Raw genomic sequence first — 17,014 nt, 5'->3', positions numbered from 1 at the left:
AGTTGACGATCGGCGCTCGCAAGCATTTTAGCAAGTAGTAAAATAGAATTAGAGCCAGCCTGCAAAAATGTACCGGGGCGTTATTCTGACAGTTCAACCAACCCTAAATAGCGGGGGTGACTGCGAATCGGATCGAGGTCGGAATCGTTCTTGAACCACAGCCGCATCTCGATGCCGACCTGAGGCATCCAGACCTCGAGCAAGTCTATCGCTCGCTCGATTTCGCCAAGCAGTGCATAAGTGCAAGCAGCATTGTACTGAATATTGATATCGTCTGGATCCGTCGCCAGCGAACGGGCCAACCACTCCAGAGCCTGATCGCGGACACCGAGAAAGGCCAGCGCCGTCGCTCCCAGGCAGGCAACATTGGCATTCTCCGGATGTAGCCGCAGTTCTTCCTCCGCCTTTTTCAAGGCGATCCGCGCATAGCTGCTGGCCTTGTCTATTTGCCCGAGCGAACGAAGGACGTTCACAAGCATGATCGGCGCACCATAATCGGCAGGCTTGATTTCCATCGCACGCTGGAAGTGCGTAGCTGCGAGTTCGAATTGACCTTCGGTGACGCAGAATTCGGCATAGTACCGATTTGCCTCGTGGCAATTGGCGTCGAGCGACAAAGCCTGCTCGAATGCAGAAACTGCCTCGGTGCGATTGCCGGCCACCGCCAAAGCAAATCCCTTCGCCGCATGGGCCTCCGCCAGATTGGGATCGATAACGAGCGCCATCGTCGTATTCGCCAGAATGTCCTCTACCGGAATCCCGGTGCCGAACTGGGATCGCAAACGCGCATCGCAAACCGCGATTCCCGCATAGGCGCGGGCATAATTCGGATCCAATTCGATGGCTCGGGCGAAGCTCTGCCTGGCCATCAGATGGTTCGAGCGCGAGGCAATATGGTAGTATTCCCGCCCTCTGAGGAAATGCGTATAGGCTTCGACACTCTCTGTCGGCGCTTGCTCGATTGCCTCCTTTTCCTCCGGGAGCAGCTTGACCCTTAGTTGCTCGACAATTGCCTTCGTGATCTCGTCCTGAACCTCGAAGATATCGGTGAGGTCGCGGTCGTAACGTGCGGCCCAGACGTGACCGTCGCTAGCTGCGTCGATCAATTCGGCATTGATCCTCAGATGGTTGCCGGCTTTGCGGACACTGCCCTCTACGACGTAAGCAACGCCAAGCTCCCTCGCGATGCGCTGCAGGTTCTCGCTGCGGCCTTTCCATGTGAAGACGGTGTTGCGGCTCAGGACAAAGAGGCCTGAAACATTCGATAGATCAGTGATGATGTCCTCGGTGATGCCGTCGCTGAAAAACTCCTGGGCGGGATCGTCGCTGATGTTGGCAAATGGCAGGATTGCTACGGATGGCTTGTTGACGGGTGCCTGCGTGTGGCCGTTTGTGGCAAGCGGCATGCCTTCACCGGAGGCGACATTGCCCCAATCGGCAAAATAGACGTGCACCGGACGGGAGATGTTCTTGACGGTCTTTTCACCCTGGTCTGCGAAATCGAGGCCGAGCTTGTTTGCGACTTCGTGGCGCACTGCCGCCGAACAGGCGATACCACCAGGCGCCGCAAGGGCTTGCAGCCGGACTGCCACATTAATGCCGTCCCCATGAAAATCGTCCTCGTCGAAGACGATGTCACCCAGATTCAAGCCTATTCGGAACGCAAAGTGCCTGTCCGCAGGAATTCCGATGTTGCGCTCCAGCATGCCGCGCTGGATTTCGACCGCACAACGTGCAGCACTCAGCACGCTGCCGAACTCGACAAGGAAACCGTCCCCCATTATCTTGATGATATGCCCGCCATGGGTTTCGACGGCAGGATCGAAGAGCTCCCGGCGATGTAGACGAAGGGCGTTGAGCGTCTCCTCTTCGTTTGCCTCCAGAAGACGGCTGTAGCCCACCACATCGGCAGCCAAGATAGCCGCCAGCCGACGTTCAAGAAGCTCTGCACACATGCCCGTCTCCCCAACGTGCTGGTGGCAATACTATGCAATTCTAGAAGCTAGCCGGTAATGTTGCCGGACGATTGTATTACTGACAACTAAAATCTCCCTCCCGGCCGAAAGAACTCCCAAAGTTGCAAGCTCACGGCAAGATCGGCATGCCACGGGCCCTGCTTAGTCAGAGATATGGCTGATATTGTCGACGAATGAATTCAACGACGACACAATGCTTGTTCTGACGGCCGGCAATGTTATATGTAGGTAAATACCTACATGAGGCATGCCATGACCGTTACCACGCTTTCCAGCCGCGAGCTCAATCACGATGTCAGCAGTGCGAAGAAAGCTGCAAAAAAGGGGCCCGTCATTATAACGGACCGCGGCAAGCCGTCCCATGTGCTTCTGACATATGAAGAATTTCAACGTCTTTCCGGCAGCCGCCAAAGCCTGGTCGATGGGCTTTCCATGCCGGGCTTATCGGAAATCGACTTCATGCCAACGCGGGTCGAGATCAAAACCCGCGGAGTTGACCTGTCTTGAGCTATCTGCTGGATACGAATGTCATCTCGGAGCTGCGCAAGGTTGGTGATGGCAAGGCTGATCCTCAAGTCGTGGCGTGGATCGAAACCGCGAACGCTTCAGACTTTTATCTCTCTGCAATCTCCATTCTCGAATTGGAACGAGGCGTGCTTGCGATCCAGCGACGAGATGCGCGCCAAGGCTCACGCCTGCGCACATGGCTGGACGACCATGTGCGCCCGGAATTCGTTGGCCGGATCCTGCCGATCGACGATGCCATTGCAACGCGTTGCGCGCATCTGCATATTCCCGACCGGCGCAACGAGGCCGATGCGTTGATTGCTGCGACCGCACTCGTTCACAATCTTACCGTGGTGACGCGAAACGTGAGAGATTTCGACGGCACCGGTGTCGTCATTGTCGATCCTTGGCAAGGTTGAGCAGCAGAGCTGCTTGCATGGATCAGATCGCGGCGTCAGAGATACACAGCCGGTGTTGCCGCGTCAGCTCTTCGGAGGGGCGATGCTTTCCCGCAGGATAAGCTTGCTGCGGATGATGGTGCGCACCGAGACCGGGTTTTGCTTTTGGCCAATGGCGTCGAGCAGGAGTTCCACCGCGGCGCGGCCCATCTCTTCCACCGGCTGCTCGATCGTCGAGAGCGGCGGCGCGGAGAATTCGCAGACCGGGGAGCCGTCGAAGGAGACGACGGATAGATCGTCGGGAATGCTCAAACCTGCGCGCTTGATGCAGCTGACGAATGAAATGGCCATGTCGTCGCTGGTGGCGATGACCGCCGTCGGTTTTTCAGCCAACTCCGCGAAATCGTCTGCCGCCTGCACGCCGATATCGAAACCGTGCTGATAATCGAGGCGACCACCCGAGCGATGCACGGACTCCTTCGGTAAGCCGGCTGCCTCAAGCGCCTCGAGCACCCCGCCATAGCGCTCGACGTCGTGATAATTGCCTTCAGGTCCTGCAAGATAGAAAAACCGCCGATGGCCCAGCCGGATCAGTTCGGCCGTGACATCGCGCACAGCTTCGCGGTCATTGGTCACGACGCTCTGCAGGCCCGCATCGCTCATGTCGAGCAGCATCGACACGATCGGCAGGCCGGAATTTGCCAGCGAGCGCCCGTCGACCTCGGGAAGCTTCGACGACAGAATGATGGCGCCGCGGACGCTGCCGCCGAAGGCGAGATCGAGAATGTGCCGCTCGGAAATCTCATCACGATCGAGGTTGGCGATCATCAGATTGTAGCCACCTTGGATCAGCGATTTGTTGATGCTCTGCAGGACCTGCGGAATGATCTGTGAGACGCCGTAATAAAGCGATCCGGGCAGAATGATCATGATGATGTTGGATTTGCCGACCCTGAGGCCGCGCGCCATCGCATTCGGCGTATAGCCGAGTTGCTTGGCCGCGGCGTTGATCTTGGCGCGGGTCTTTTCGTTAACCCGCCCCGGCTTGGCGAGCGCACGGCTGACCGTCGATATCGCAACGCCGGCGAGCCGCGCGACATCGGCCATCAATGCGCCCGATTGATCCTCGCTGACCACATCCTTGTTTTTATTCACGTTTATTTCTTTCTCTCGGATGCTTCGATTTGCAACTTTAAGACAGGCTATGGTCGATAGCAAACGTTTGCCAAAAATCGCTTGCCAAAAAGATCAGCTTGGCTATCATCCTCAAATGGCAAACGATTGCCATTTCTTAATGCGTTGAAAACCCATCACTTATTGGATGCGGGACTGCTGTTCCGCACGCCGATGAGTCGTGCCTCGAGAATGGACAAATTATGGCGACTGGCGACAGGCTGCACTTCGGCGTCGATCTCGTGACGTTCTTTCATCCCGGCTTCTGGGGCGTCGATAGCGATGATGCGATCGTCGCCTATGCGCGCGCCGAACCGCGCCCCTTCTGGAACAAGATCCTCGACAGCGTCCAGGCCTCCGGCGTCACCGGGGTCGAACTCACTTTTTCTCCCTTCAACTGGCAGGATGCGATCAAGACCTATGGTTCGGTCGACGCTTTCGCGGCCGAGCTGGAAAAACGCGGCTTGACGCTCTGCAGCGGCTTCTTCGCGGAATTGGAGGCGGCGGGTGATTTTGCCGACCCCGCGGCTCAGCGCGCGCTGATCGACAAGGCGGAACGCTATGCCGACTTCCTGAAAGCCTGCGGCAGCGACATCATGGTGATCGGCGCGCCCTTACGCCAGACGCTCGGTGCCCAACCTGTACAGTTTCATGATTTCGACCGCGCCAAGTTGATTGCCGATTTTCTGAACCGGCTCGGAGCTATCCTCTACGCCAGGGGCGTGCGGCTGGCGCTGCATACCGAGGCGCATTCGATCTTTGCCGCCGCGCGTGACGTCGACCTGATGATGCTTCTGACCGACTCGGCCTATGTGCATATGTGCCCGGACACGGCCCATATCATCGTTGCCGGTGCCGATCTCGTTCAACTCGTCGATCGCCATCACGAGCGGATGATCATCGCCCATTGGAAGGATGCGATCGGCCCCATGCCCGCCGACACGCCGATCGACAAGCATATCCACGATCGCCACCGTCCCTATTTCTGCGACTTCGGCCTCGGTCGGGTCGACTGGCCGGCCTGGATCCGACTGCTGCGCGACCGGGCCTATGAAGGTTGGGCGATCCTCGAACTCGATGCCGCGCCGGATCCGGTCCGCGACATCGCCAATGGGCTAACGCTCGTCCGGCAGGCGCTCCTGCCGATCTATCGCTGACAAGACAATCCTGAAGACAACGAACGCCCCGCAAAGAGGGCATTTTCAAGAGGTGGAACAATGAAGACCATGATGAAGCTTTTTCTTGCCGGTGTGGTATTCGCCGATCTCTTCGCTTCGGCGCATGCTGAGGACAAGCCAACAATCGAGATCATGTCGTCCTGGACGTCGGGCGGCGAAGCGGCAGCCCTCAACGTCATCAAGACCGAATTCGAAAAGCGCGGCGGCGTCTGGAAGGATTCCTCGATCGCCGGCTTCGGCGCCGCCGATGCGGCGTTCCAGAACCGTATTGTCGCCGGTGACGCACCCGGCGCCAAGCAGGGTGTCATCGGTCTCGCCGCTGCGGATTTCGTCGGCCAGGGACTGTTCAACCCGATCGACGATGTCGCCGCTGCCGGCAAATGGACCGATGTCCTGCCGAAATCGATCCATGATCTCATCTCTTACGACGGCAAGGTCTATCTCGCGCCGACCGGCGCCCACGGCGAGAGCTGGGTCTTTTATTCAAAGGAAGCCTTCGGCAAGGCCGGCATCGCCGAGGAGCCCAAAACCTGGGACGAGTTCTTCGACGACTTCGACAAGCTGAAGGCTGCCGGCATCGTTCCCGTTGCCTGGGGCGGCCAGCCCTGGCAGCAGACCAAGGTCTTCAACATGATCCTGCTCTCGCAGGTCGGGATCGACGGCTTCCTGAAGATCTATGTCGACAAGGACAAAAGCCAGGCCTCCATTGACGGCGTCAAGAAGACCCTCGAAATTCTCGGCAAGCTGCGCGGCTATGTCGATGCCGGGGCTGCCGGCCGCAACTGGAACGACGCAACAGCCATGCTGATCACCGCCAAGGCCGGCGTCCAGTTCATGGGCGACTGGGCAAAGGGCGAATTCACCGTTGCCGGCAAGGAACCGGGCAAAGATTACGGCTGCATGATCGTGCCGGAGTCCAAGGGCATGGTGTATATCGCCGATTCCCTCTGGTTCCCGAAGACCGGCAATGCCGCGACCGACAAGGCGCAGAAACTTCTCGCCGAAGTCGTCATGGATCCCGCCGTCCAGGTCCAGTTCGCTTTGAAGAAGGGCTCGGTTCCAATGCGCACCGATGTCGACAAGTCGAAGCTTGATGTCTGCGCCCAGAAGGGTGTCGAGCTCATGGCTTCCGGCGCGATCGTCCCGGATCAGGCAATCGTGCTGACACCTCAGCAGGTCGGCGCGCTCGACGATTTCGTCGACGAATACTGGAGCGGTGGCTCGAACGATGCGGCCTCTGCGGCTGAGAATTTCTTCGCCGTCTTCGAGTAGAATAGTGCTGGCGGCGTCGGCCTGATCCCGGCGCCGCGGCCGCCACCCCTGCCTCGCGCGGTGTGCCCCGCTTTCCGTCAACGAGCTGGCCGATGTCCATCAAACGCAAACTCAATCTCTCCGCCACGATCGCCCTGCTGCCGACTTGGTTCGCCGCGGTCGCGGTCTTCATTGGCACCATGGCCTGGTCGATCCGCCTGTCCTTCACCAACTCGACGCTTTTTCCATCCTCGACCTATGTCGGATTTGCCCAGTATTCGAAGCTGTTCTCTTCCGCCAAGTGGCTAGCATCGCTGCAAAACGTGTTGATCTTCGGCGTGCTCTACGTCGCAGGCTGCCTGTTGCTCGGCTTTCTGCTGGCCGCGGCGCTGGATCGAAAGATCCGCTTCGAAAGCGCCTTCAGAACCATATTTCTATATCCCTATGCCATGTCCTTCGTGGTGACCGGGCTGATCTGGCAATGGATGCTCAATCCGACGCTCGGCATCCAGGCGAGCGTGCGGTCGCTCGGTTGGGAAAGCTTCGTCCTCGACTGGGTGGTCAATCGCGACATGGCGATCTATGCGCTCGTGCTTGCCGGCGTATGGCAGGGTGCGGGGCTGGTGATGGTCATCGCGCTTGCCGGCATGCGCAGCATCGAGGCCGAGCAATGGAAGGCGGCGCGCATCGACGGCATTCCCGTCTGGCGCATCTACACCTCGATCATCCTGCCGCAGCTCGGGCCGGCGCTGGCCGCTGCCGGCATGCTGCTCGCCATGGGCGTAATCAAGACCTACGACATCGTCGTCGCAATGACGAATGGCGGTCCCGGCAATGCGACGGAAGTGCCGGCAAAATTCATTATGGACAATCTGTTCGGGCGCCAGAATCTCGGCCTCGCCACAGCCGGCGCAACAGTACTTGTCCTCGGCGTCATCATCGCCGTCGCTCCGTTCCGCTACGCGATACATATGCGCGCCAGAGCAAAGGGAGCCGCGTGATGGCCGGTCCCCATCCGAACGGCCCGAAACCGGCGCGCCTGACGGCCGGGCGCATCGGCCTCTATGCCTTCCTGGTCGTTGCCGCACTTTTCTTCCTTCTGCCGCTCTATACGATGGTCGTCACCTCGCTGAAATCGATGGACGAAATCCGGCTCGGTCAGATCTTTGCCCTGCCGGCGACGCTCGATTTCTCCGCCTGGGCGACCGCCTGGTCGGGCGCCTGCATGGGAACCGTCTGCGTCGGCATTCGAAGCGGCTTCTGGAATTCGGTGGCGATCACCATTCCCGCAGTCGCACTCTCGGTCTTTATCGGCGCCGTCAACGGCTATGCGCTGTCGCTCTGGCGGCCGCGCGGGGCAAACCTGCTCTTCGGTCTGCTGATGGCCGGCGGTCTCATCCCCTATCAGATCTTCCTCTACCCGATGGTCCGGGTGATGGCGAATATCGATCTCTACAATTCGCTCGCCGGCATCATTCTCGTGCATGTCATCTTCGGTCTGCCGCTGGTGACGCTGCTTTTCCGCAATTATTTCGTCAGCGTGCCGGAGGAACTCTGCAAGGCGGCGCGCGTGGATGGCGCCGGCTTCTGGCGCATCTTTTTCGAGATCATGCTGCCGATCGCCGTGCCGATGGTGGTTGTTGTCTCCATGCTGCAGTTCACCGGCATCTGGAACGACTTCCTGCTCGGTCTGGTTTTTGCCGGGCGTGACAACCTGCCGATGACGGTGCAGCTCAACAATATCGTCAATACCACGATGGGCGAGCGGACCTACAACGTGAACATGGCGGCGACGATCCTCACCGCCATCGTTCCGCTCGCCATCTATTTCCTATCCGGCCGCTGGTTCGTGCGCGGCATCGCCGCTGGCGCAGTCAAGGGGTAACGTTTCCATGCAATCTGCCGTTTCCGTCAAGGACCTGAAGATCGCCTATGGCGACCATACGGTCATCGAGAAGCTATCGATCGATATCGCCCCGCAGGAATTCCTGGTGCTGCTAGGCCCTTCCGGCTGCGGCAAGTCAACGCTTCTGAGCGCAATTGCCGGCCTCCAGGACATTACATCAGGCGAGGTGTGGATCTCAGGCAAGAACGTCAGCTGGGAAGAACCGAAGGACCGCGGCATCGGCATGGTCTTTCAGTCCTATGCGCTTTACCCGCGCATGTCGGTCCGCAAGAACCTCTCCTTCGGCCTTCGTGTCGCCGGTCTGCCGAAAGCCGAGATCGAAGCCCGTGTCGCCCGAACGGCCGCCCTCCTCCATCTCCAAGCGCTGCTCGACAGGCGCCCAGCGGAGCTGTCCGGCGGCCAGCGCCAGCGTGTCGCCATCGGCCGGGCGCTGGTGCGGGAAGTCGATGTCTTCCTCTTCGACGAACCGCTGTCGAACCTCGACGCCAAGCTGCGCAACGAATTGCGCGTCGAGATCAAGAAGCTGCATCAGCGCCTCGGCAACACCATGATCTACGTGACCCATGACCAGGTGGAGGCGCTGACGCTTGCCGACCGCATCGCCATCATGCGCGACGGTCTGATCCAACAGCTCGCTTCGCCGGCCGAGATCTATCGCCGTCCGGCCAATCTCTTCGTCGCCGGCTTCATCGGCGCGCCGGCGATGAATTTCGTCGAAGGCCGGATCGAGCGCAGCGGCGCCTCGCCGCTCTTCCGGAGCAAAGGGCTCGCCGTCGAGCTCTCCGGCTATGCCTTTAGCGCGGGGGCGGCGGAAGGACCGGCAACACTCGGCTTTCGCCCCGAACACCTCGTGCTCGACGGGGCGACAAGCCGCCTGCCCACCATTCCCGGCCGCGTTTCCGTCGTCGAGCCGATGGGGTCGGATGCGGTCGTCTGGTTCGACTGGGCCGATCAAAGCCTCTCGCTGAGACTCATCGGCGACGTGGATCTGCAGCCGGGCGACGCCGTGGCTCCCGGGCTCGATATCGCCAAGGCGTCGCTCTTCGGCGCCGATGGATCGCGGCTCTGATGCGCCGCGCCTTTGTTTTCTCGCAATTGCCGGCGCGCTGCGCGCCGATTTGAGCAATTGCTCCAGGACAGGATTTGGAAAGACATGTCTGAGATCGTCTATGATGCGCTGGTGATCGGCTCCGGCGCGGCGGGTTCTTTCGCGGTCAAGGAACTGACGGCGCAAGGACTATCCGTGCTCCTTCTGGAGGCAGGTCCTGCCGTCGGGCCTCAAGATTTCGACCCTGCACGCAAGAAGGCGCCCGCCAGCAGCATCAATATCTGGGAGCGCGCCCGCGCCACGATCAAGGGCCAACCGATCCAGGCGCGGGCGGCTTTTTTTACCGAGCGCTTCAGCCATTTCTTCGTCAACGACCGCAAGAATCCCTATACGACGCCGAAGGGCGAGCCTTTCCTGTGGATCCGCGGCCGCCAGGGCGGCGGGCGTCTTCACAGTTTCGGCCGCGTGCTGCTGCGCTGGACCGACGACGATTTCAAGATCCGGTCGCGCTCTGGAAAGGGTGTGGACTGGCCGGTCTCCTATGACGAGCTCACGCCTTTTTACGACGAGGTGGAAACCTATCTCGGGCTTTACGGCAACAAGGATGATGTGCCGAGCCTGCCGGATGGCATCTATGCCAAACCGGCAGGCCTGACGCCCGCCGAGCAGATCTTCAAGCAGGCGGTCGAAAGCCGCTGGCCGGAGAGGCACGTCGTCTCCTGGCGCTACATTGCGCCGGACGCCGAACGCATGCCGCGACCGCTCAGGGACGCCAAGGCCACCGGCCGGCTGACCGTCCGCTACGACGCCGTCGTTCGCCGCATCACCACCGACGAGAAAACCGGCCGCGCCACCGGCGCGGAATTCATCGATCGCAATACGGGTCATGTTTCGACTGCCCGTGCCGCAACGGTGGTTCTTTCCGCATCGCCGATCGAGAGCGTGCGGCTGCTGCTCAATTCGGTTTCGGCAAGACATCCTGACGGGCTCGGAAACAGCTCGGGCGTCCTCGGCCGCTATTTCATGGACCAGCTTCCCTGCCTCGCCTTCGGCACCTTTTCGAAGGCGAAGGGCTGGGCGCAGGATGAATCCGCTCCGGCCGACCCGTTCTACAATCCATCGGGCGGGATCTTCATCCCCCGCTTCGGCGAGGGTGATGCCGCCCGCGGCGATTTCGACTACCAGGGCAGCGTCGGCCGGGCGCCGGTTTCGGGAGATGCCGATGCGCGTCTCGCCTTCTTCGGCTTCGGCCGAATGCTGCCCCATGCCGACAATCGCATCACCCTCGATGGCAGGCGCAAGGACGCCTGGAACATTCCCGTGCCGCATATCCGCTGCGTCATGCAGGCGGAGGAGCAGGCGCTGCTTCGCCTGCAGGAGGAGACGCTGATCGCCATGGTGAGCGAGGTCGGCGGAGAACTCGAATTCATCGGCTCGCCAACCGGCCTCAAGGAAATGGGCAAGGGCGCTTTCCCCGACGCCGATGCTTTCAGCCGCTTCATGTTTCGCACATGGTTTCGCAAGACCATGTGCATGGGTGCGGCAATCCACGAAACCGGCGGTGCCCGCATGGGCGAAAGCCCGGACGTGTCGGTGCTCAACCCTTTCAACCAGGTCTGGGATGCCCCGAACCTCATCGTCACCGACGCCAGCGCCTTTCCCGGCAGTGGCATCGCCGGCACGACGCTCACCGTCATGGCCCTGACGATCCGCGCCTGCCGAAACCTGGCCGACCGGTACCGGGCGGAGCAGCATTAAGGCGCGCTTGGAACGAGAGGCGGGGGTAACCGTTTCAGCTCGATCAGTGGTCGTCATATCACCTTCGCACTGACATGCTCCTGTCAACAAAAGCAGGAAGGGAAAAACCATGTCGCAATCACATCAGGACCAGCTCAGCCGGATAAAGGCCGAAATCGCCGACAGCTTCGATGAGGAGCTGGAAATGCAGATGGAGGAGGACCGGCTGGACGATCTGGTCGCCGAGGGAATGTCGGAACCGGCCGAGCAGACGCTCGAGCGAAAGATCTATTTCCGCGAACTCTTCCGGCTGCAGCACGAACTGGTGCGGCTGCAGGATTGGGTGCAGCACAAGAAGCTGAAGGTCGTCGTGCTTTTCGAGGGCCGGGATTCGGCCGGCAAGGGCGGCGCGATCAAGCGCGTCACCCAGAGGCTCAATCCGCGCGTCTGCCGCACCGTCGCGCTGCCCGCCCCGACCGAGCGGGAGCGCCATCAATGGTATTTCCAGCGTTACGTCCCGCATCTCCCAACCGCTGGCGAGATCGTGCTCTTCGACCGCAGCTGGTACAATCGCGCCGGCGTCGAGCGCGTCATGGGGTTCTGCACCCCGGAAGAACTCGAGGAGTTCTTCCGCTCGGTGCCTGAATTCGAACGGATGCTGGTCCGCTCCGGCATCGTGCTGATCAAATACTGGTTTTCGATCACCGATGAGGAGCAGGAATTCCGCTTCAAGATGCGCATCCACGATCCGCTGAAGCAGTGGAAACTTTCACCGATGGATATGGAAAGCCGTGTCCACTGGGAGGAATATACCAAGGCCAAGGAAGAAATGCTGGCGCGCACCCACAGCAAGGATGCACCCTGGTGGGTGGTGCAGGCGGTGGACAAAAAACGGGCGCGATTGAACTGCATCGCCCATCTGCTCGAACAGATCCCTTACGAGGATGTTCCGAAACCGGATATCGAGCTGCCGGATCGTATCCGCCACGCCGACTATAACAGGGCGCCGGTTCCGCCTGAAATGCACGTGCCGGAGCGATATTGAGGCATAACTCTACCGGCCTTCACGGTCGCAGATGACGAGCGGACTCCAGCTTCGCCGAAGTTTCGGCTATCGCTATCCCACGTGTGAGCGTGGTGCAGCGATAGTGCGCGGCCTTAGAAGATCAGGCGGCGATGTTTCCGATTTGGTTGAGTTCGTCGATAGTCTCATCCGGCAGAACGAGCGCGGCAGCGGCGAGGTTCTCCCTCAGATGGCCAACGGACGAGGTGCCGGGAATCAGCAGGATGTGCGGCGCGCGGCGTAGCAGCCAGGCGAGTGCCACTTGCATGGGCGTGGCATCAAGGCGTGCGGCGACATCGGACAGGGTGGACGACTGCAGCGGGGTGAAGCCGCCGAGCGGGAAGAAGGGCACATAAGCGGTGCCATCGCGGGCGAGTTCGTCGATCAGGCGATCGTCGGCCCGATGCGCAAGATTGTACTGGTTCTGCACGCAGACAATCTCGGTGATCCCGCGCCCTTCGGCGATCTGCTTCGATGTGGCGTTGCTTAAGCCCACGTGACGGACCAAGCCCTGCCGCTGGAGATCGGCAAGCACCGTCAGGGGTGCTTCTATCGAGCCTTCCGCGGGGCCATGAACGTCGAACATGATTCTGAGGTTGACGACGTCAAGCACCTCAAGCCCTAAATTACGAAGATTGTCGTGGACCGCCGCCGTCAGTTCTTCCGGCGAAAAGGCAGGGTTCCATGATCCATCCGTGCCGCGTCGTGCGCCGAGCTTGGTGACGATGACAAGGTCGTCACGATAAGGATGGAGCGCTTCACGGATGATCTGGTTGGTGACGTGCGGACCATAAAAATCGCTGGTGTCGATGTGGTCTACGCCGCTCTCAACCGCCTCGCGCAACACGGCCAAGGCCGCGCCATGATCCCTGGGCGGGCCAAAGACGCCTGGCCCGGCAAGCTGCATGGCTCCGTAGCCGAGCCGCTTCACGTTGCGGTCGCCGAGTTTGAAGGTTCCGGATTGATCGATGATGGACATGACCTCACTCCTTTCAAGAGATGACGCCAAGATAGGCGTTGTCGGCGCGCCTGATAATTCGCTACAATCCGCACAGGCTGTGCGGAGTGGCGAACAGTGAAAGTCGATTTGGGCGATCTCAATGCCTTCGTTGCGGTGGCGCGGGCCGGTGGTTTTCGCGAGGGCGCGCGTGTAAGCGGCGGCAGTGCTTCCTTCCTCAGCGAGGCGGTGCGTCGGCTGGAGGCCGAGCTCGGCGTCAGGCTCTTCAACCGCACGACACGCAGCGTCGTTCCGACCGAAGCGGGTAGAGGCTTGCTGGAGCGGCTCGGCCCTGCGCTGACCGAGGTGGAGTCTGCGCTCGACGTGGTCAACGGATTTCGCGACCGGCCGGCCGGCTCGCTGCGGCTCAATGTACCGGTCAGCGCGGCGCGGCTGGTGCTGCCCGCCATCGTTCCGCCGTTCCTCGAAGCCTATCCCGACATTCGCCTTGAGGTGATCACCGAGGAGAGTTTCGTCGATGTGCTCGCTGCCGGGTGCGATGCCGGCATCCGCTACGACGAACGGCTGGAGCAGGATATGATCGCCGTGCCGATCGGGCCGCGTGTCCAGCGCTTCGCCACCGCAGCTTCGCCTGTCTATCTCGACCGCCATGGCCGGCCGCAGCATCCGAGCGAACTGCTCGGCCATGCCTGCCTGCTGGGCCGTTTTGCCAGCGGCGCGCTGACGACGCCATGGGAGTTCGAGCGAGACGGTGAGGTGGTGCGGGTCGAACCGTCAGGACCGTTGATCGTCAGGGTCGGCGGGGCGACCGATCTGACCGTCGACGCAGCGATCTCGGGCACCGGAATCATTTGCGTATTCGAGGACTGGCTGCGCCCACACCTCGACACCGGCGCCCTCGAGCCCATCCTGGAACCCTGGTGGCAGCGCTTTTCCGGGCCGTTTCTCTATTACCCCGGACGGCGACTGGTGCCGGCGCCGCTCAGGGCATTTATCGATTTCGTCAAGGCCTCGAACAGGCAGGCTTGAACAGCGCTGGATCCGTCAAAGCTGGACCTCGGCATTGTCGCCCATATCGGGCTTGCTGTTCGAGACCGCTGCGGCGGCCATCTTGATATAGCTGATGATCGTGCCTGGACTGTCCCAGTATTCGGCCGAAGACGGGATCATCTTGAGGATGCGGATGGAAGGATCGTCGGGATTGTCCCACCACGCCTTGGCCGGCGTCGCCCATAATTCCCTGATCTTTTCGCGGTCGTTCTGCACCTCGGCCGTGCCCGACAGAGAAACGTATTTCTGCCCCTTGGTATCGGCAAAGGCGAGGCACACATTTGGCCAGCGGGCGATCTCATCGTCCTTGTGGCTGGCCACATCGGTCAGAAAATAGACCGCGTTCTCGAGCTGCGCGCTATAGGCGGACATCGGGCGGGCACGCAGATCGTCACCGCTGCGGGTCGTCAGCATGCAAAACCCTATTCTGTCGATCAGTTCCCATACCCGCGTCGCATCGTTATGCTCGGCCATCGTCATCTCCATTTGGCAAGAGGAGACGAAGTAACCATTTGCCGTGGCCAATGTTCCGCAAACTCGACCACTGCCACCGTCCCTGCGCTTGTTTCTCAGTGCACGCTTGGGGTTTCCATGACCAATGCGAAGTCTTCAGCGACCAGTTCGCTGACGGCGATGAGAATTTCCTCGCGGGAAAAGCCTGAGATCAGTGCGCGTTGGATGAGATCCTGCAGATCCGGCTCCACGACATCGCGGCAATCCTCGAGGCGTTCTTCTGAAACGGTGAGGCTATTCAATTCGTCCATTGTCTGTCCTTTCCAGGGAATGCAACCGTCGAAGCTCGGCAAGCCGGTCGTACGCTCTTTGGCTGGAATTGCTCTAACGGGCGGCCGTCCGCCTCGGCTTGGCGATCAGGCCTTCGCGCTGCAGCTGCTTGCGTGCCGCCTTACGCTGCCGGCTGATCGCCTGCGCCTTTTCCCTGACGCGCCGTTCGGAAGGTTTCTCATAGGCGCGCCGTTCCTTCATTTCGCGGAACAGGCCTTCGCGCTGCATTTTCTTTTTCAAGACCCTGAGGGCCTGATCGACATTGTTGTCTCTGACAACTACCTGCATTTCGAATTCTCCGATGTAAGGGACGCTTAACCGAGCTGCTCGGCGATGAGCGCCTGCAATTCACGGCGGGTGAGAAGGCATGGAAATGGCCTCCAAGTCTTGGCAGCGCGGCGAACGGTCTCGTCACCCTCACGCGAGTTCACCGCCGCAATCGCGGTGGCTGTATTGGTATTGATCAAAAAGAAATCCTTTACCGGCCATTGCCGGCTTCATCGATTGTTTTGGATTTGACCACCGCGCTGCCTCAAGGGCGTGCGCCGATTCAGCCGATGTACAAGCGTCCCGTTCCTAAGCCCGCGACGGCTTCGAGTTCCACTTTGGCCCTAAAATAGTTGGCGTGGCGTGCAATTGCAACAGCTGAGCCGGATCGTTCGGTTTCAGGGCCTGGAATCACCCTTAGATATATTCGTTGCCGATGTTCAAGTTAGCCGGGTATAGATTCGCTCGAATTTTCTTCAATTTGGCGTGAAAACGAAATTATTCGCCCAGAAATTAAGCAACGCCTGTATCGGTGATGACATTAACCTTTCATTAAATAACCTATTGACTTGCAGTATTAATAGGTTGTTAAAGGGGCCGCTTGCTGAGGTCAAAACTGACCCGCCATAATAATTTAAGGAGAGAGCGATGGCTTCGCCGATACACGCAACCGATGATAGTGCAACATTTCTAGAAACTGACGTAATTTCCGGGAATCTGCTTTCCAACGATTCATCCGATAACGGCCACCTGTTCCTGCGCGCCTTCGACGGCGAGACCGTTGGCGCCAAGAGCGGCAACAGCCAGATCACCGAGATCCATGGCGACTACGGCACGTTCTTCGTCAAGCCGGACGGTAGCTACACCTATGTCCTGAGCGATGCTGCCAAGATCGGCTTCGCCAACGGCGAATCGTACCAGGAAAAGGTTTCCTACAAGATCTCCGACGGCAGCGGTCATACCGACGTCGGCCTGTTCACCTTGAACATTCAGGGCGTAACCCAGGTCAAGCCGATCGCGGTTGATGATGTCTACAACTTCACCGAAGGCCATGCCATTGGTGGCAACGTTCTGGATAACGACATTGCCGGCGACAACGGCAAGATGTTCCTCCGCCAGTTCCTGACCACCAAGGTAGACGGCACTGCCGACGCTGTAACCGACGTTGCCGGGACCTACGGCACGTTCCATGTCAAGTCGGACGGCACGTTCACCTACGACCTGAACACGGATCTGAATGACGGTCAGACCTACACGGAAGTTCTCCGTTACTACAAGATCTCCGACGGCGAAGGCCACACGGACACTGCCAAGGTGACGCTCAACATCACCGGCACCGACGCTCATATCGCCTGATCAGTTGCGATAGTCTTGTGACATGACGCCCGCCGTGCAATCGGCGGGCGTTTTCGTATACTTGGCCTATTCGGCTGGGCCTAACTCTTTTTAGCTAGTTCTTATAAATGCCGTGGAAGCGTAGTCTCGAAGTTCGGAGGACACGCCCTTGACCGAACACATCGAACCCAAGCAAATTGAGACCGATGATCTGACGAAAGTCTGGTCGGTAACCGAGTTCTGCGCTCGCCATCGGATAGACGCCGAGGAACAGGCGCTGTTGCTCAAACTTTTCGGGCCATTCGCGACAGCCTGCGAACTGCTTCACAATGCCAAGCGCGCACCACGGTTCAGATGAGCCTTGTCTATTCCCTTTCATCTTCT

At 59.9% G+C, this 17,014-nt stretch carries 19 protein-coding genes; 12 read left to right on the top strand and 7 right to left on the bottom strand.

The window, feature by feature from the left end; genetic code table 11:
• Window positions 1–80: 80 nt before the first annotated feature.
• Window positions 81–1,955, bottom strand: a complete 1,875-nt coding sequence (locus OS035_RS20345) for an adenylate/guanylate cyclase domain-containing protein (protein ID WP_183779981.1) — start codon at window positions 1,953–1,955, stop codon at window positions 81–83.
• Between the two features lie 273 nt (window positions 1,956–2,228).
• Between OS035_RS20345 and OS035_RS20340 the strand changes: the two genes are divergently transcribed.
• Together OS035_RS20340 and OS035_RS20335 are read left to right on the top strand one after the other, a co-directional pair.
• Window positions 2,229–2,483 (top strand): type II toxin-antitoxin system Phd/YefM family antitoxin, encoded by a 255-nt coding sequence (locus OS035_RS20340; protein WP_037093691.1) that lies wholly within the window; start codon window positions 2,229–2,231, stop codon window positions 2,481–2,483.
• Complete coding sequence (locus OS035_RS20335; protein WP_097626124.1) at window positions 2,480–2,902, top strand: type II toxin-antitoxin system VapC family toxin; 423 nt, start codon at window positions 2,480–2,482, stop codon at window positions 2,900–2,902. The genes OS035_RS20340 and OS035_RS20335 overlap by 4 nt, the downstream gene beginning before the upstream one ends.
• 63 nt (window positions 2,903–2,965) lie before the next feature.
• Here the strand turns inward: OS035_RS20335 and OS035_RS20330 are convergent, their stop codons facing one another.
• Window positions 2,966–4,036, bottom strand: coding sequence for a LacI family DNA-binding transcriptional regulator (locus tag OS035_RS20330; protein WP_331814004.1), 1,071 nt, complete (start codon window positions 4,034–4,036; stop codon window positions 2,966–2,968).
• 221 nt (window positions 4,037–4,257) lie between these two features.
• On the opposite strand from OS035_RS20330, the gene OS035_RS20325 reads away from it, so the two are divergent.
• The 7 genes from OS035_RS20325 (at window position 4,258) to ppk2 (ending at window position 12,219) form a co-directional block, all read left to right on the top strand.
• Entirely contained in the window at window positions 4,258–5,211 is a 954-nt protein-coding gene (locus tag OS035_RS20325; RefSeq protein WP_331814003.1) for a sugar phosphate isomerase/epimerase family protein, read from the top strand.
• 60 nt (window positions 5,212–5,271) lie between these two features.
• Window positions 5,272–6,504: an ABC transporter substrate-binding protein gene (locus OS035_RS20320; RefSeq protein ID WP_331814002.1), complete on the top strand. Its 1,233-nt coding sequence runs from the start codon at window positions 5,272–5,274 to the stop codon at window positions 6,502–6,504.
• Window positions 6,505–6,596: 92 nt separating this feature from the next.
• Window positions 6,597–7,484: a carbohydrate ABC transporter permease gene (locus OS035_RS20315; RefSeq protein WP_131711150.1), complete on the top strand. Its 888-nt coding sequence runs from the start codon at window positions 6,597–6,599 to the stop codon at window positions 7,482–7,484.
• Window positions 7,484–8,368 carry a carbohydrate ABC transporter permease gene (locus OS035_RS20310; RefSeq protein ID WP_331814001.1) on the top strand — a complete coding sequence of 295 codons (885 nt, stop codon included), beginning with the start codon at window positions 7,484–7,486 and terminating at the stop codon, window positions 8,366–8,368. Before OS035_RS20315 ends, OS035_RS20310 begins: the two co-directional genes overlap by 1 nt.
• Window positions 8,369–8,375: 7 nt before the next feature.
• Window positions 8,376–9,458, top strand: coding sequence for an ABC transporter ATP-binding protein (locus OS035_RS20305; protein ID WP_331814000.1), 1,083 nt, complete (start codon window positions 8,376–8,378; stop codon window positions 9,456–9,458).
• An 84-nt stretch (window positions 9,459–9,542) separates the two neighbouring features.
• A complete protein-coding gene (locus OS035_RS20300; protein ID WP_331813999.1) occupies window positions 9,543–11,195 on the top strand; it encodes a GMC family oxidoreductase in 1,653 nt (550 codons plus the stop codon).
• A 109-nt stretch (window positions 11,196–11,304) separates the two neighbouring features.
• Window positions 11,305–12,219 (top strand): polyphosphate kinase 2, encoded by a 915-nt coding sequence (gene ppk2, locus OS035_RS20295; protein ID WP_097626116.1) that lies wholly within the window; start codon window positions 11,305–11,307, stop codon window positions 12,217–12,219.
• 121 nt (window positions 12,220–12,340) lie between these two features.
• On the opposite strand, the gene OS035_RS20290 is transcribed toward ppk2, so the two are convergent.
• The gene (locus OS035_RS20290) at window positions 12,341–13,216 is read right to left on the bottom strand and encodes an aldo/keto reductase family oxidoreductase (protein WP_183779962.1); all 876 of its coding nucleotides are present in this window, start codon (window positions 13,214–13,216) and stop codon (window positions 12,341–12,343) included.
• Window positions 13,217–13,312: 96 nt separating this feature from the next.
• Here OS035_RS20290 and OS035_RS20285 point away from each other — a divergent pair, with 96 nt between their 5' ends.
• Window positions 13,313–14,224 (top strand): LysR family transcriptional regulator, encoded by a 912-nt coding sequence (locus tag OS035_RS20285; RefSeq protein ID WP_097626114.1) that lies wholly within the window; start codon window positions 13,313–13,315, stop codon window positions 14,222–14,224.
• 15 nt (window positions 14,225–14,239) lie between these two features.
• On the opposite strand, the gene OS035_RS20280 is transcribed toward OS035_RS20285, so the two are convergent.
• The 4 genes from OS035_RS20280 to OS035_RS20265 form a co-directional block, all read right to left on the bottom strand.
• Window positions 14,240–14,719, bottom strand: a complete 480-nt coding sequence (locus OS035_RS20280) for a pyridoxamine 5'-phosphate oxidase family protein (protein ID WP_310806171.1) — start codon at window positions 14,717–14,719, stop codon at window positions 14,240–14,242.
• 95 nt (window positions 14,720–14,814) lie between these two features.
• Window positions 14,815–15,009 (bottom strand): hypothetical protein, encoded by a 195-nt coding sequence (locus OS035_RS20275; RefSeq protein ID WP_310806170.1) that lies wholly within the window; start codon window positions 15,007–15,009, stop codon window positions 14,815–14,817.
• 73 nt (window positions 15,010–15,082) lie between these two features.
• Window positions 15,083–15,316 carry a 30S ribosomal protein S21 gene (gene rpsU / locus OS035_RS20270; RefSeq protein ID WP_310806169.1) on the bottom strand — a complete coding sequence of 78 codons (234 nt, stop codon included), beginning with the start codon at window positions 15,314–15,316 and terminating at the stop codon, window positions 15,083–15,085.
• Window positions 15,317–15,342: 26 nt separating this feature from the next.
• Complete coding sequence (locus OS035_RS20265) at window positions 15,343–15,495, bottom strand: hypothetical protein (RefSeq protein WP_183855741.1); 153 nt, start codon at window positions 15,493–15,495, stop codon at window positions 15,343–15,345.
• A gap of 448 nt (window positions 15,496–15,943) precedes the next feature.
• Here OS035_RS20265 and OS035_RS20260 point away from each other — a divergent pair, with 448 nt between their 5' ends.
• Together OS035_RS20260 and OS035_RS20255 are read left to right on the top strand one after the other, a co-directional pair.
• Complete coding sequence (locus tag OS035_RS20260) at window positions 15,944–16,651, top strand: Ig-like domain-containing protein (RefSeq protein ID WP_097626111.1); 708 nt, start codon at window positions 15,944–15,946, stop codon at window positions 16,649–16,651.
• 148 nt (window positions 16,652–16,799) lie between these two features.
• Window positions 16,800–16,988: a hypothetical protein gene (locus OS035_RS20255; protein ID WP_064841742.1), complete on the top strand. Its 189-nt coding sequence runs from the start codon at window positions 16,800–16,802 to the stop codon at window positions 16,986–16,988.
• Window positions 16,989–17,014 lie beyond the last annotated feature (26 nt).

This window comes from Rhizobium sp. 268, assembly GCF_036571585.1.
Taxonomy (GTDB): domain Bacteria; phylum Pseudomonadota; class Alphaproteobacteria; order Rhizobiales; family Rhizobiaceae; genus Rhizobium; species Rhizobium redzepovicii.
Note: the sequence above shows the minus strand (reverse complement) of the source record. Positions and strands in the feature narration are given on the sequence as shown.

Coding starts and splice junctions, on each gene's coding strand:
- OS035_RS20345 (WP_183779981.1), bottom strand. CDS start 1,955: ATGTGTGCAGAGCTTCTTGAACGTCGGCTGGCGGCTATCTTGGCTGCC.
- OS035_RS20340 (WP_037093691.1), top strand. CDS start 2,229: ATGACCGTTACCACGCTTTCCAGCCGCGAGCTCAATCACGATGTCAGC.
- OS035_RS20325 (WP_331814003.1), top strand. CDS start 4,258: ATGGCGACTGGCGACAGGCTGCACTTCGGCGTCGATCTCGTGACGTTC.
- OS035_RS20320 (WP_331814002.1), top strand. CDS start 5,272: ATGAAGACCATGATGAAGCTTTTTCTTGCCGGTGTGGTATTCGCCGAT.
- OS035_RS20315 (WP_131711150.1), top strand. CDS start 6,597: ATGTCCATCAAACGCAAACTCAATCTCTCCGCCACGATCGCCCTGCTG.
- OS035_RS20310 (WP_331814001.1), top strand. CDS start 7,484: ATGGCCGGTCCCCATCCGAACGGCCCGAAACCGGCGCGCCTGACGGCC.
- OS035_RS20305 (WP_331814000.1), top strand. CDS start 8,376: ATGCAATCTGCCGTTTCCGTCAAGGACCTGAAGATCGCCTATGGCGAC.
- OS035_RS20300 (WP_331813999.1), top strand. CDS start 9,543: ATGTCTGAGATCGTCTATGATGCGCTGGTGATCGGCTCCGGCGCGGCG.
- ppk2 (WP_097626116.1), top strand. CDS start 11,305: ATGTCGCAATCACATCAGGACCAGCTCAGCCGGATAAAGGCCGAAATC.
- OS035_RS20290 (WP_183779962.1), bottom strand. CDS start 13,216: ATGTCCATCATCGATCAATCCGGAACCTTCAAACTCGGCGACCGCAAC.
- OS035_RS20280 (WP_310806171.1), bottom strand. CDS start 14,719: ATGGCCGAGCATAACGATGCGACGCGGGTATGGGAACTGATCGACAGA.
- OS035_RS20275 (WP_310806170.1), bottom strand. CDS start 15,009: ATGGACGAATTGAATAGCCTCACCGTTTCAGAAGAACGCCTCGAGGAT.
- rpsU (WP_310806169.1), bottom strand. CDS start 15,316: ATGCAGGTAGTTGTCAGAGACAACAATGTCGATCAGGCCCTCAGGGTC.
- OS035_RS20260 (WP_097626111.1), top strand. CDS start 15,944: ATGGCTTCGCCGATACACGCAACCGATGATAGTGCAACATTTCTAGAA.